Below are 13,572 nucleotides of genomic sequence, written 5' to 3'. Positions count from 1 at the left end.
TTTTCGGAGGCCGGGGCCCGGCTCGCTCGCGAGCCCCGCGCCCATCCCCTCGGCTTTCACCATGTAAGAGTCATACTATCAATAGAAAGATAAGACAACATTATTCACGCGGGCTGCCGGCTGGCCGAGACGCCCGGAAAGCGGGCCGGAAACGGCAAAGCCGGCCGCGCTGGGCGCGACCGGCTTCGGGATGCTGCAGAGAATGGATGGCGCCCGGCCTCAGGCGTGGGCGAGCCCGGCGCCGAGATAGGCCTCGCGCACATGCGGGTCGCTGATCAACTTCTCGCCCGGCCCTTCCAGCGCCATCGTGCCGGCCTCGAGCAGATAGGCGTAGTTGCACATGTCGAGCGCGGCATAGGCGTTCTGCTCGACCATCAGCACCGTCGTGCCGGATTCGCGGATGCCCTGGATGATGTCGAAGGTCTGCGCGACGATGTTCGGCGCGAGGCCGAGCGACGGCTCGTCGAACATGATCAGCTTCGGCCTCGACATCATGGCGCGGCCGATGGCGAGCATCTGCTGTTCGCCGCCCGACAGCGTGCCCGCGACCTGTTTGCGCCGCTCGGCGAGGCGCGGGAACAGGCCGAAGATGTGGTCGAGGTCCGAGGCGATGCCCTTGCTGTCGGAGCGCAGGTAACAGCCCATCTCGAGGTTCTCGAGCACGGTCATCTGGCTGAAGACGCGCCGCCCCTCCGGGCAATGGGCGATACCGAGCGACAGGATGCGTCCCGCCGACATGCCGGTGATGTCCTGCCCGTCGAAGGTGATCCTGCCGCTCGCCGCCGGCACCAGGCCGGAGATGGCGCGGAGCGTCGTGCTCTTGCCGGCGCCGTTGGCGCCGACCAGCACCACGAGTTGCTTGGCCGGGACCTTGAGCGAAATGCCCTTGAGCGCGGTGACCTTGCCGTATCGGCAGACCAGGTTCGAGATCTCAAGCATGCTTCACCCCCTGCCCCAGATAAGCCTGGATGACGTCCGGATCGTTCTGGATCTCCTTCGGCGTGCCGTTGGCGATGATCCGGCCGTAGTTGAGCACCACGATGCGGTCGGACACGCCCATCACCATCGGCATGTCGTGCTCGACGAGGAGGATGGTCTTGCCGTTGGCGCGCAGCTTGTTGAGCAGGGCGACGAAGCGCCCGGTCTCCGAGGCGTTCATGCCCGAGACCGGCTCGTCCAGAAGCAGCGCCGACGGATTGGCGGCCAGCGCCAGCGCCACGCCGAGCAGACGCTGGTCGCCATAGGGCAGACTGCCGCCGAGCTCGTCCGCCTGATGCTCGATGCCGACGAGGCGCAGGATTTCCCAGGCCTCCTCGCGCAGCGCCGCCTCCTGCCGGCGCTCGCGCGGGAGGCCGAAGATCGTGCCGAAGAGGCTCGCGCTGGTCCGCCGGTGCAGGCCGATCCGCACGTTGTCGAAGACCGAGATCTTCTCGAACACGCTGGTGCGCTGGAAGGTGCGGACGAGGCCGAGCGAGGTGACCTCGTGCGGCTTCAGCCCGTTCAGCGACTGCCCCTTGAAGGTCACCTGCCCTTTGGTCGGCTTCAGGAAGCCGGTGATCACGTTGAACGCCGTCGTCTTGCCGGCGCCGTTCGGGCCGATGAGGCTGACCAGCTCGCCTTCGTTGACGACGAAGTTCATGTCGGAGATGGCGATCAGGCCGCCGAAATGCACCGCGACATGCTCGATGGCGAGGATCGGCCGCGGGGAACTCGTTGCAGCGACGGTCATGAACGCGCTCCCTTGCTCGATTCAAGGACGAGGCCGGCCGGCTTGCCGGCCGAGGCGCTGCCGGGCTTGCGGGTGAACCAGCGCTCGATCGCCGGGACGATGCCCTCGGGCAGGACGAAGACGATGAGGATCATCAGGAGGCCGTAGAGGATCCACTGCACCTCGGGGCCGACATAGGAGCGCAGGACCACCGGCGCGATGCCGAAGATCAGGCCGCCGACCAGCGGCCCGGCGAGCGTGCCCTTGCCGCCGGTGATCACCATGATCACCATCGTCACCGTGTTCAGGAACATGAAGATCATCGGGTCTATGATCTGGATGTAGTGGGCGTAGAGGCCGCCGGCGACGCCGGCCATGGCGCCGGACAGCACGGCCGCGAGCACCAGGTACTTCGTCACGCTGATGCCGACCGAGACGGCGAGGGTCTCGTTCTCGCGCAGCGCGATCATGGCGCGGCCATAGGGCGAATAGACCAGCCGCTTGATCAGGATATAGGCGAGGACGATGGTCGCGAGCACGACGTAGTAGTTCTGCGCCTTGCCCCAAAGCGTTGCATAGCCGGTCCACTCGAAGCCGAGCGTCAGCGGCGGGATGCCGGGCAGCGCCAGCGGGCCGTTGGTGAGCTCGACCCAGTTCAGCGAGACGAGGCGCACCACCTCGGCGAAGGAGATCGTGACGATCACGAAATAGGCGCCGCGGACGCGGAAGGCGAGCTTGCCGATCACATAGCCGCAGAGCCCGGCCACGATCGTGCCGAACAGGACGCCGACCACCGCCGGCCAGGGCTCGTGCGTGATCTGGAGGCCGAAGATTTCCACGCTGAAGCCGAGCGAGGTGAGCGCGCTGACATAGGCGCCGATGCCGAAGAAGGCGACATGGCCGAGGCTGAGCTGCCCGGTATAGCCGAGCAGCAGGTTCAGGCTCATGGCGGCGATCACGAAGATGCCGGTCACGACCAGGGTGTGCAGGAAATACTGGTCCTGCAGCCAGAGCGGCACCGAGGCAAAGAACGCGACGGCGATGTAGGGAAGCAGTCGTTTCATCCGATGCGCTCCGAACGTGCGAACAGGCCCGTGGGCTTGAAGAGAAGAACGATGATGATGATCAGGAAGCCCATGGCGTCGCGGTAGCCGGACGAGATGTAGCCAGCGCCGATCTCCTCGGCGACGGCGAGCATGAAGCCGCCGATCGCAGCTCCGGTGATGTTGCCGAGGCCGCCCAGGATGACGATGGCGAAGGCCTTCAGCGAGGCGAGGTCGCCCATGGTCGGCGTGACGACGAAGACGGGGCCGAGCAGCGCGCCCGCCGCCGCACCCAGGCCGGAGCCGAGCGCGAAGGTGGTCGTGTAGATGGCGTTGACGTTGACGCCCATCAGCGCGGCCGTGCCGCCGTCCTGGAAGGTCGCCCGCATCGCCTTGCCGAGCTTGGTGCGGTTGATGAGGAAATAGGTGCCCGCGATCAGCACGACCGAGACGATCAGCACCATGACGCGCAGCCAGGAGATCGACACCGGCCCGATGACGAGCGGCGCTTCCGGCAATGGCGACGGGATCGACTTGGCGATGCCGCCCCAGATCAGGTGCTCGGCATTCTGCATCACGATCCAGGCGCCGATCATCAGCAGCATGGTCGTGTCGATGTCGGCGCCGCGTTTGGGCCTGAGCAGCGTGAATTCGATCGCCGAACCCACCGCCATGCCGGCCACGATGGCGAAGGCGATCGCCACGAAGAAGTTCAGCCCCAGCACGGTCGCGAAGAAGTACATCATGTATGCGCCGAGCGCATACAGCTCTCCATGCGTAAAATTCACGATACGCATGATGCCGAATATCAGGGTCAGGCCAATGCCTAGCAAAGCATAGGTGCCGCCCATGATAAGCGCATTGACTAAATGCTGTGATAGCTGATCCAAGACTGTTCCTCACCCAAATGGCGATTGGATCCTGGTCTGCCCAATGTGTGGAGCAAGGCTTCCGGAAGCGTTCCGACGAACCGGCGGCACGACACGACAGCCTCCGCCGGCGCAGGGCGCGCCGAGGCCGGAAAAGCCTGCATGAACATGCTCACGGGTTGCACGACGCTCGCGCAGCCGTCGCCCTACACAGAGTCAGCCATTCACCATCGCCCTCCACCGCTGTTCAGCAGCTCGTCCGGACGTCGCCCCGAAGCAGTCTCCCCCCGCTTCAAGACGACGACTTCCGGCCTTCCGGCGACGTTTGCCGCCATCAGGACTGATTATTCTTTCTATCATCTCATTATTAGAATGACAATGAGACTGGGTTTCGGGATGGGAGCCGGGCTTGGTTGGCGTCGCATGGTTCCGCGCCCGCTGCGCGTGAGCCGTTTGCGGGCTGAACGGTCGCGATCCCACGCCCTGCCCCGGCGAGGGCCGTGACCGGGCCGGCGGCGCGGTCGGGTCCACCACGCCCCTTGTTCGGCAACGCTTTCTCGCGCCTGCCCCAACGCGAGGCCGCCCTTCGGCAAAGCCCCGCGAGGTCTCGCGAAAGCCCCTATCGCTCATCGCGAACCGCGCCGAGCCGGCTTCCAAAGGCGCGTTGCTCAAGATCGCCCCGTGAGCGATCCTCTCATCAATCCCGCCCAATATGAAACAGAATTGCATCTGGAGCCCGCAAATCACGGAAATCTCTCGGGATGATTGGGGTATTCTCTCCAGACCGCCCCAATTCGTCCTTCTTCAGCTTCGGGAGTAAACCAGCTTGCTCATCCTGAACACGCATCCCGACCATCGAAAGCCGCTCGATGCCGTTGACGCCGAGACGCTGGGCGTCGACGCCGCCCGGGAAGTCGAGCGCTTCCTCTCCTATCGCGACAACCATCGGCCGACGCCGCTGGTCGCCCTGCCCCACCTCGCCAAGGAGCTCGGCGTCGGCGCCATCCATATCAAGGACGAGGCCTCGCGGCTGGGGCTCGGCAGCTTCAAGGCGCTCGGCGGCTCCTATGCCGTGATCCGGCTGGTGCTGGAGGAAGCGTCCCGCCGACTGGGCCGCACCGTCGACGTCGCGGAACTGCAGACGTCCGAGGTTCGCGCTGTCGCCGCCACGATGACGGTCGCCTGCGCCACGGACGGCAATCACGGCCGCTCGGTCGCGCAAGGCGCGCAATTGGTCGGCGCCCGGGCGGCGATCTTCGTCCATTCGGGCGTCAGCAGCGAGCGGATCGCGGCCATCGCCCGCTATGGCGCCGAGATGATCCGCGTCGACGGCAATTACGACGACAGCGTCGCCGAAGCCTCGCGCCGGGCGTCCGCCGAAGGCTGGACCGTCGTTTCCGACACGTCCTGGCCCGGCTATGAGCGCATCCCCGGGCTGGTCATGCAGGGCTACACGGCGCTGCTGCGCGAAGCGCTGGAAGCGCTGCCCGAGCCGCCGACGCATGTCTTCGTGCAGGCCGGCGTCGGCGGCGTCGCCGCCGCCGTCTCGGGCTATTTCTCCATCGTCTTCGGCGAGAACCGCCCGTTCTTCACCGTCGTCGACCCGGCCCGCGCCGCCTGCCTGTTCGAAAGCGCCCGCGCCGGCCACGCGGTCAAGGTCGCGCATGGCGAGGCGACGGTGATGGCGATGCTCGAATGCTACGAGCCGTCCATGGTCGCGTGGCGCATCCTGTCGCGTCTCGCCGATGCGTTCATGACGGTCGACGAGGGCGACGCGATCGCCGTGATGAACCGGCTGGCGCAGCCGAAGGGCGGGGATCCGGCGATCGTCGCGGGCGAAAGCGGCGGCGCCGGGCTTGCCGGACTGGTCAGGGTTGCGGCCGATCCGGCGCTGCGCGCCTCGATCGGCCTCGGCCCGGATGCCCGCGTCTTCCTCATCAACACCGAGGGCGCCACGGACCCCAAGCTCTACGAGACGCTGGTCGGCCTGTCGCCGGACGCGGTTCTGAAGCGGGATGCCGTTCCGGCCTAGCTCCCGGCCAACCGCACCCCAAAATGCACGAAATCCCGGCCGCTTCCGACCGGGATTTCTCACTTTCGTAGGATGATTGTCAACGACTAGGCGTTGTCGACGATCTTCTTGACCGTGTCCTTGGCCTTGCCGACAGCCTGCTGGGCTTCACCCTTGATTTCCTGGGCCTTGCCTTCGGCGCGAAGACGATCGTTCTCCGTCGCCTTGCCGACACCCTGCTTCACGTTGCCGATCGCCTCGTTGGCGACACCCTTGATCTTGTCGGTCGTGCTGCTCATCGTGAAATCCTTCCTCGTGAACTGACGACCGATCAACCGCCGGCGGCGCGGTTGGTTCCATGTCCCGGAAATAACGGAAGGTTCGCGGCAGACGGGATCGCAACAGGCAGGACCAAAGAAAAAGCCCCGAACCTTGCGGCCGGGGCTTTTTCTTGTGCTGGTTGCGGGGACCAGATTTGAACTGATGACCTTCAGGTTATGAGCCTGACGAGCTACCGGGCTGCTCCACCCCGCGTCACGCGCTTCGTCTTTCGTCGTCGCGCAGTGGTGATATAGGAGGTCGAACCGCCGTTTGGAACCCCAAATCGGAAATTAGTCGCCGTTATACACGGCGATTGGCGGCGAGCCGGCTCAGCATCGACGACCCCGCGGATTTCCGTTCCCGATGTCTCGCGCGCAGCGGAGTAGCGGATGTATGCCCGCCTCCTGTCACGCCGATCCGTCGAGGTTCAGCTGCAATCTCTGCGACAGGTTCGCCAGCTCCACCCGGCTCGTGATGTCGAGTTTGCTGTAGATGCTGTGGAGGTGGAGCTTCACGGTCCCCGGCGAGATGCCGAGCTGCGAGCCGATCTCCCGGCTGCGGAAGCCCGCCGCCGCCAGCCGCGACACCTCGATTTCGCGCGGGGTCAGCGCCTGCAGGATCCAGTCGCGCTCGACGTCGCGCTTGCGGATCCGGTCGAAGGCCGCGTTCAGGTTCTGGTCGATGAAATAGCTGCCGCCCGCGACGACGGTGCGGATGCAGTCGAGCAGCACCGTCGGCGCCTGCTCCTTGAGGACGACGCCGCTGACACCGTGTCGAGACGCTTCGGCCAGGTCCTCGTCGCTGATATCGGCGGTCAGCACGACCAGCGCCAGCTTGGGCCGGTCGCGGCGCAGGCGACGGACGAGCTCGATGCCGCTCATCTCGGGCATGCGAAGGTCCAGCACGACGAGATCGACCGGCATGGACGCCACGATTTCAATCGCGTGGCCGGCGCTCCGGCAGGTCGCCACGACCTGCCAGCCGGGCTCGGTCTCCACCATGCGCCGCAGCCCGTCGAGAACGATCAGATGATCGTCCACGATGACGATGCGGAGGCTCACGAGGTCAGTGGGAGCCTGACTATGATCCGCGTCCATTGCGCCACCCGATCGATTGTGAGCGTTCCACCGACCGCCGCAGCGCGCTCGCGCAGACTGCGGGGGCCGACCTTCGTTCCTTCCAGCTCGGCATGTTCAAAGCGTCGGCCATATCCAAAGCCCGCGCCATCGTCATCAACCGTCAGTGCAACGGCGTCGCCGTCCAGCTTCAGGCTGGCATGGACAGAGCGCGCCGCGCCGTGGCGCACGGCATTGGCCGTCGCCTCGGAGATCATCCGCGTCAGTTCGTAGATGGCCGTCGCCGGGAGGCGCAGGTCGGCGGGCTCGAGGTCGAGCTGGAAGTCGATCAGCCATTGCTGCCGCAGCCGCTCCGCCAGGGCGTCGAACTGGGCCTTGAGCTGGAAATCGCCGCCGGCGACGAACGGGTCGCCGGGTTCGAGCGCGCGAATGAAGATGCGCAGGTCGCGCTGCTCGCCGGCCAGCATGGTCTGGATGGAAGCGAGCCGCTCGTCCAGCGCGTGGAGGGCGCTCGGATCGAGGGCGCGGAGCGCCTGCAGCTGCAGGGCCGTGCCGGCGAGCGACTGCAGCACGCCGTCGTGGAGGTCGCGGCCGATGCGGATCCTCTCCTCGACCGCCGCCGCGTCGCTCAGCTTGCGCACCAGGATCGCCTGGTGAAACAGCGCCTTGAGCCGATCCGCGATGATCTCGGCGATCGCCACGTCGTCCAGCGTCATGGTGGGGGGATCGAGCAGATAGAGGCGGGCCTCTAGGTCGCCGATCGAGAACGGCACCGACACCGCCGAGTTGATCGAGAAATCCGCCACCAGCTCCGGGGAAACCGGCGCCCCCTCGCCTTCGCCCTCGTCGAAGCGCCCCTCGCCCCGGTGAACCAGCATGCGCGACGTCGCCGCGTCGGAGATCAGAAGGCTCGCATGCTGCAGGCTCTCGGCCGTCCACGGCATGTAGCGGCTCGGCGGCAGCCGGCGGATTTCCGACACACCCTGGTTCCAGACCGCCAGATAGGTCCAGGGTTCCTCCGCGTCGCTCCAGATCAGCAGCGCGCGGGGCACGCGCATCACATGCGCGGCATAGTCGAGCGCGACCGCCGCCGGCCACTCCCTGCCCTCCGGCACAGCGGGCGTCTTCTCGACCAGGCGCAGCAGCTCGGTCCGCACCTCCTCCTGATGCGCGCCGAGCCAGACCAGCAGAATTCCCGAAACCACCATGAAGAGGATGCGCGAGGCGTCCGTCGTCGCATCGGTATCGGCGTCGACGATCACGGTCCTGTCGGTGGCGACGAGGAACAGGAGCACCACGACGCAGATCAGCGCGGTCCAGAACGCGCCCCGCCAGCGCCAGTGGAGGGTTGCCGAGAGCAGCGCGAACGGCATGAACATGAAGAACGGGCTGGACGCCCCATCCGTCAGGAACATGAAGACGACGAAGAAGAGCACGTCGATGACATGGCGGATCAGGGTTCCCTGCACCCGCGAGACCTCGGTCCGCCAGACCAGCACGGCGGCGATGACGGCATAGGCCAGATAGGCGAGCAGGAGCCCGTAGACGAGTTCCGGAGAAGCGGGCGGATGCTTAGCATCGAGCCAGGCGATATAGAAGCTGCCGATCGCCAGAAGAATGCGCCCGATGGCGATCACCCGGTCGGAACGGGCGCGGAACGTGTTGATCCAGGTGGTTCGCCCGCGCGCAATATCGGGCGGGTTCTGCAGGCGCGACCCGACAGCGCTTGGCGACGAAGGCGTCGGCAGGAGCCAGGCCAGCGGATGGAACGACCGCAACACCGATCCGAAGGCGGGCTGCCGCCGCCGGGCTCTCGGATGTCGCATCAGGATCGACACAGCCGGCCTCCCTGCTCTCGAAGCACGCGCCCCGAGGCCAGACTTGCCCCAGCGGGCGAGCTCTTTCGTGCTTTCGATCCAGTGCGCGTCTCGGGTCATCCTTGCCGGCGATCGATAGCGCTCAGCGTACTCCCGGAGAGGTTTAGGCACAACGGCGGCGGCCGCCCATACATCCTCGGATATATATACGCGCTGCGGCCGGAGCCCTAATCTCGGCCTTCAATAACCCTCTACAGTCGGCCGCATGAAAACATGTCGTCGGAATGAATACCTGTTTTCCAGCCGAGATCATTTCACTCCGCCATGGAGCGAAACAATGCAGAACTGGGCTGTAATAGAGATTTCGTCCGTTACGGAAGGTAGTGAGCCCATCCAGTTGCTTCACTGCGCCTACCGGGCAAGCCAATCCGGGCTGGTGGCGCTGGTGCTGAACGGTGTCGAGCCTCGCGCTGCCGACCGCATTCTGGACCCCGTCGTCGCAGATATGCCCCTGACCATTCCGGGGGTGGAATATGTCTCGATCGACGATGACGCGCGCGTCCGGGACGCCGTGCTTTCGGCCGGCATCGTGTTCGTCATGACCCGGCGTTTTCGCAGCGCCGTGCTCGGCCTCGGCGTCGACCGCGAACGGATCTGGCCGGTGCGCTCGATCCTGACGCGGCTCGGCCAGGAGCCGCGCTCCCGTTCCGTCCAATGGCACCTCGGCAATCGCCTGGGGCTCCATCGGCATCTGCAGATCCGCCATGTCGGTCCGCTTCCGGAGGCTGAAAGAGCATGACTTCGATCGGCACCGGGAGCGAGCCCGGCGACGCGCCACCCGGCCCCGCCTTCGAGGCGGAAACCGGCGCAAAAACGCCCCCGCGCCATCGAGCCTATATCGGCAACGCCCTGCTGTTCTCGGCCTCGATCCTGTTGTCGCTCGCCGGCGCGGAACTCGTGCTGCGCGCCTTTCCGCAATATCAGGTCCAGACCGGCGAAGGCGAATACCGCTTCTGCACGCCGATCGAGACGCGGCATCGCCCGCACCCGACGTTCGGCTACACGGAATCGCCTGAGAACAGCTATTTCGAGCGTTTCAGCACCGCCGACCCCTGGTCCTATGTGCATATCAACGCGGAAGGCTTCCGCGACAATTTCGATACGCACGGCAAGCCCATCCTCGTGCTCGGGGACTCGATGACGCGCGGCAGCCTGGTCAACGAAAACGAGACCTTCACGGACCTGATGGACGCCTGGCATCCGGAATGGGCGTTCCGCAACTATGGCGTCGGCGGCTATGGCCAGGCGAATTCGATCCGCGTCTACGAGGACAAGGCCCCGGCCCTGCCCCACACGCTCGTCATCCAGCAATATTCGCTGAGCACCGACATCGACGACAATGTCGAACGCGCCTCGCTCAATGGCGATACAGTCGACATCAACATCCACCCGGCAGTGGGAACCGCCAAGGATTCCATGAAGCCGCTGGCCCGGATCCACCTGTTCCTCTGGAACAACAGCAAGGTCTATCCCTGGATCTACAACACGGCCGTCCGGCCCTATTTCGGCAATTGGGACGCCCGGCGCGACATCAACACCGCGATCGAGATCACCCGCCGGCTCCTCGGCAAGCTGGCCCAGGAGGCGCAGGCGAACAACGCCGATCTGCTGATCCTGGCGCTACCTTCCTGGGCCGAGATGGCCGGGCGCGACGACGGCATGGATCCGAAGCGCCAGCGCGTCATGCTCGAGGCGTTCGCCGCTGCCACCCCGAACGCCTACCTCCTCGACATGAGCCCCGTTCTCTCGGCGCAGGATCCGAGCAAGACCTACGGCGTCGTCGACAAGCATCTGACGCCCTATGGCCAGTTCCTGGTAGCCGAGTCGATCGAGCGCTGGCTGATGACGGACTGGGCGCGCGGGCCGAAGGCCACCGTTCTGCCGGCGCATGAATTCCACGCGCCGGAACCGGTCATTCCCGACTGCAGCCGCGCCGACGCCTATCTCAAGCTCGTAACGGGCCCGCATGGCGGATGAACCCGCCTGCGAGGCTCGAAGGACCGAAGGGAAGCCCGCATGGACCAGAATACCAAGGATAGAGGCCAGCCTTCGCCCGCCGAGGCACCCAGGAAAGCGACGGCGAAATCCTCGGCGCGGATGGCGCTGATCTCTGTCGTCGCGAGCGTCATCGTCGGCGGCCTGCTGATCGAAGGCACCGCCCGCTGGGTGCTGGACGACGGCATGAACTTTGATGTCGAGATGTGGAAATATGCTCGCGATATCAAACGCGTGAGCGACAATCCTCAAATCGGGCACGAGCATCGGCCGGAAACCAGCGGCTTCTATATGGGCGTGCCGGTCCAGATCAACGCGATGGGCCTTCGCGACCGGGAGTTCGATCTGGTCAAGCCGCCCGAAGCCGTCCGCACGATGATGCTGGGCGACTCCCTCACCTTCGGCTGGGGCGTGAAGGCCGAGGACACGCCGGCCAAGCTGATCGAAACACGGCTCAACGACGCGAAGGATACACCCCGGAACGAGGTGATCAACACCGGCGTCGGCAATTACAACACGACGATGGAGATCGCCTATTTCCTCGACCGCGGACAGGAGCTGAAGCCCGACGTCGTCGTGCTCAACTACTTCATCAACGACGCCGAGCCGCAGCCGAAGCGCCAGACGTCGATCTGGCGGGAATATTCCTACGGCTACGTCTTCCTGGCGTCAGCGATCGACAAGCTGTCGCGCGAATATTTCGGCAAGGCCGACTGGAAGACCTATTATCGGGATCTCTATCGCGACGGCGCGCCGGGCTGGACCGCGGCCCAGGACGCGATCGGCCGTCTCGCCGACTATTGCCGCGAGAACGGCATCAAGCTTCTGATCGTCAACTATCCCGAGCTGCACCAGCTGCGCGACTATCCATTCCCGGAAGTGACGGAGGGGGTCGCCGCCGTCGCCAAGGCGAACCATGTCGAGTTTCTCGACCTGCTGCCCTCGATCACCGATCTGGAGCCGACCAGTCTCTGGGTCTCGCCGACCGACGCGCATCCGAACCGGACTGCCAATGAGCGCTTCGCGCAGGCGATCGCCGACAAGCTCGTGCAGGATTTTCCGGACGTCTATCACTCGGCGCCGGCGACGCCCGGCCACCAGTCCATATCGCTGACGAATGCGGCCACGACCACTCCGGCTACGCCCTGACGGCCGGCGGCAGCCGATGCGGCCGTATCATCCAGTTGGAACGAAGGAAGATCGGCCCGGGGACCTCGACTTTCGAACCGTGGTGACGATGTGAGGAAGTTCACACGCGACAGGATCGTACCTTGCTTACTTCGCGGAAAATCGGACTCATCACCTGCACGCTGCTGGCGCTCTATCTCCTGTCGAGCCCGGGCTACGCGCTGCTGAACTTCGAGGAGTATGGCTCCGACACGCCGCATTTCATGCGCTACGTACTCGTTCCCGGCGTGCTGGGGCTGGCGTTCCTCGCGACCGGCGTGCTGGCCCGGCCGCAATGGGCGGCCGTCGCCGGAATTACCGGCCTGAGCGCCCTGGTCGCCCTCTTCGCCTGCGAGACGCTGCTGACGTTTCAGTCCGTTCCCGTCCGGCTGGCGATGCTGGGCCAGCTCAGCGACAAGAGCCGGGAAACGCTGGCGCAGAACGACAAGGTAGTCCGGGGCTTCACGTTGAACCGCCTCAACGACATCTCCGGCACGGAGCACTTGTCGAGCGCGGTTCTCTCCGGCTTTCCGAATGCGAAGGTCATCCTGTGCACGCCCAAGGACCATACCGTGATCTACACGGCGGATCGCTACGGCTTCAACAATCCGAACCAGGTCTATGACAACCACATGGACCTGATGCTGCTCGGCGACTCCTTCGTCGAGGGGTTCTGCCTGCCGCCCGGCCAGGATCTGGCCTCCCGCCTGCGCGATCGCGGCCTGGTCGCGGCCAGCATGGGCATTCGCGGCAATGGTCCGCTGCTGGAGCTGGCGACGCTCGGCCGCTTCGGCCAGATGTTCCGGCCTCGCCATGTCGTGATGGTCTTCTTCGAGGGCAATGACTGGGAGAATTTCGAATCCGAGCTGAAGGAGCCCTGGCTTCGCACGGCCCTCGCTCCCGACGCGAACTATGGCTCGCAGGCCGAGGCGCAAAAGCCGCTCGACGAGGCGAGGGCGGCGATGGAGGAGAGCAGCGGCAAGCCGATCACCTATATCGACCTGCTGACCAAGACGGAGATGTTCCGCAATTTCTTCGCGCTTCAGCTGACATTGACCCGGCTCGGGCTGGTCTATCCGAAGATCGCGCGCACCATCCCCGAGTTCCGCGACACGCTACGTCAGGCGAAGGCGATCACGCAGGGCTGGGGCGGCCGGTTCTCGATCGTCTACGTCCCCCGGGTCGATCGCTTCATGGGCGCGCTTTCCAAGGATCCGGCGTTCGACCAGCTGAGGACCCTCGTGCGCGAGGCGGCGGCGGCTGAGAATGTGCCGGTGATCGATCTCTACGAGGCCTTCCTTAGCGAACCGCAGCCGGTCCGCATGTACGCCCCCGACAGCCATTTCAGCCCTGACGGCGCCACCGTCGCCGCGGACGTGATCCTGCAACGCCTGGCCACCGTCGACCATGCGTTCGAGGACGAGGCCAGATCCGGCCGATTGAAGCGCTAGGGCGGCAAGCGCCGGCCGACACAGGGAGTTTCTGCATGAAACCTGTCCTTGGAG

12 protein-coding genes and 1 tRNA gene are annotated in these 13,572 nt (G+C 65.4%); 5 read left to right on the top strand and 8 right to left on the bottom strand.

What is annotated here, in order from left to right:
• Nucleotides 1-219: 219 nt before the first annotated feature.
• Genes K32_RS08010 through K32_RS07995 form a run of 4 tightly spaced genes read right to left on the bottom strand, consistent with a single transcriptional unit; the run spans nucleotide 220 to nucleotide 3,641 of the window.
• A complete protein-coding gene (locus K32_RS08010) occupies nucleotides 220-939 on the bottom strand; it encodes an ABC transporter ATP-binding protein (RefSeq protein WP_201403508.1) in 720 nt (239 codons plus the stop codon).
• The gene (locus K32_RS08005) at nucleotides 932-1,729 is read right to left on the bottom strand and encodes an ABC transporter ATP-binding protein (RefSeq protein WP_201403507.1); all 798 of its coding nucleotides are present in this window, start codon (nucleotides 1,727-1,729) and stop codon (nucleotides 932-934) included. The genes K32_RS08010 and K32_RS08005 overlap by 8 nt, the downstream gene beginning before the upstream one ends.
• Nucleotides 1,726-2,772 carry a branched-chain amino acid ABC transporter permease gene (locus tag K32_RS08000; protein WP_201403506.1) on the bottom strand — a complete coding sequence of 349 codons (1,047 nt, stop codon included), beginning with the start codon at nucleotides 2,770-2,772 and terminating at the stop codon, nucleotides 1,726-1,728. The genes K32_RS08005 and K32_RS08000 overlap by 4 nt, the downstream gene beginning before the upstream one ends.
• The gene (locus K32_RS07995) at nucleotides 2,769-3,641 is read right to left on the bottom strand and encodes a branched-chain amino acid ABC transporter permease (RefSeq protein ID WP_201403505.1); all 873 of its coding nucleotides are present in this window, start codon (nucleotides 3,639-3,641) and stop codon (nucleotides 2,769-2,771) included. Before K32_RS07995 ends, K32_RS08000 begins: the two co-directional genes overlap by 4 nt.
• Before the next feature lie 805 nt (nucleotides 3,642-4,446).
• Here K32_RS07995 and K32_RS07990 point away from each other — a divergent pair.
• Nucleotides 4,447-5,652, top strand: coding sequence for a diaminopropionate ammonia-lyase (locus K32_RS07990; RefSeq protein ID WP_201403504.1), 1,206 nt, complete (start codon nucleotides 4,447-4,449; stop codon nucleotides 5,650-5,652).
• 86 nt (nucleotides 5,653-5,738) lie between these two features.
• On the opposite strand, the gene K32_RS07985 is transcribed toward K32_RS07990, so the two are convergent.
• The 4 genes from K32_RS07985 to K32_RS07970 all read right to left on the bottom strand — a co-directional run bounded on the left by K32_RS07985 (nucleotide 5,739) and on the right by K32_RS07970 (nucleotide 8,854).
• On the bottom strand, nucleotides 5,739-5,930 hold the full coding sequence (locus tag K32_RS07985) for a CsbD family protein (protein ID WP_201403503.1): 192 nt from the start codon (nucleotides 5,928-5,930) through the stop codon (nucleotides 5,739-5,741).
• 158 nt (nucleotides 5,931-6,088) lie between these two features.
• Nucleotides 6,089-6,165 (bottom strand) — tRNA-Met (locus tag K32_RS07980).
• A gap of 194 nt (nucleotides 6,166-6,359) precedes the next feature.
• Nucleotides 6,360-7,049, bottom strand: a complete 690-nt coding sequence (locus tag K32_RS07975) for a response regulator transcription factor (protein ID WP_201403502.1) — start codon at nucleotides 7,047-7,049, stop codon at nucleotides 6,360-6,362.
• Complete coding sequence (locus K32_RS07970; RefSeq protein ID WP_201404408.1) at nucleotides 7,010-8,854, bottom strand: sensor histidine kinase; 1,845 nt, start codon at nucleotides 8,852-8,854, stop codon at nucleotides 7,010-7,012. The genes K32_RS07975 and K32_RS07970 overlap by 40 nt, the downstream gene beginning before the upstream one ends.
• A gap of 256 nt (nucleotides 8,855-9,110) precedes the next feature.
• On the opposite strand from K32_RS07970, the gene K32_RS07965 reads away from it, so the two are divergent.
• The 4 genes from K32_RS07965 to K32_RS07950 all read left to right on the top strand — a co-directional run bounded on the left by K32_RS07965 (nucleotide 9,111) and on the right by K32_RS07950 (nucleotide 13,518).
• Nucleotides 9,111-9,644 carry a hypothetical protein gene (locus K32_RS07965; RefSeq protein ID WP_210342767.1) on the top strand — a complete coding sequence of 178 codons (534 nt, stop codon included), beginning with the start codon at nucleotides 9,111-9,113 and terminating at the stop codon, nucleotides 9,642-9,644.
• The gene (locus K32_RS07960; RefSeq protein ID WP_201403500.1) at nucleotides 9,641-10,882 is read left to right on the top strand and encodes a hypothetical protein; all 1,242 of its coding nucleotides are present in this window, start codon (nucleotides 9,641-9,643) and stop codon (nucleotides 10,880-10,882) included. Before K32_RS07965 ends, K32_RS07960 begins: the two co-directional genes overlap by 4 nt.
• 39 nt (nucleotides 10,883-10,921) lie before the next feature.
• The gene (locus tag K32_RS07955; protein ID WP_201403499.1) at nucleotides 10,922-12,049 is read left to right on the top strand and encodes an SGNH/GDSL hydrolase family protein; all 1,128 of its coding nucleotides are present in this window, start codon (nucleotides 10,922-10,924) and stop codon (nucleotides 12,047-12,049) included.
• A gap of 200 nt (nucleotides 12,050-12,249) precedes the next feature.
• Nucleotides 12,250-13,518: a GDSL-type esterase/lipase family protein gene (locus K32_RS07950; RefSeq protein WP_201404407.1), complete on the top strand. Its 1,269-nt coding sequence runs from the start codon at nucleotides 12,250-12,252 to the stop codon at nucleotides 13,516-13,518.
• Nucleotides 13,519-13,572: the final 54 nt, after the last annotated feature.

This window comes from Kaistia sp. 32K, from assembly GCF_016629525.1.
Lineage (GTDB): Bacteria > Pseudomonadota > Alphaproteobacteria > Rhizobiales > Kaistiaceae > Kaistia.
The sequence above is the reverse complement of the archived record's forward strand: the minus strand, read 5'-3'. Positions and strand labels throughout refer to the sequence as shown.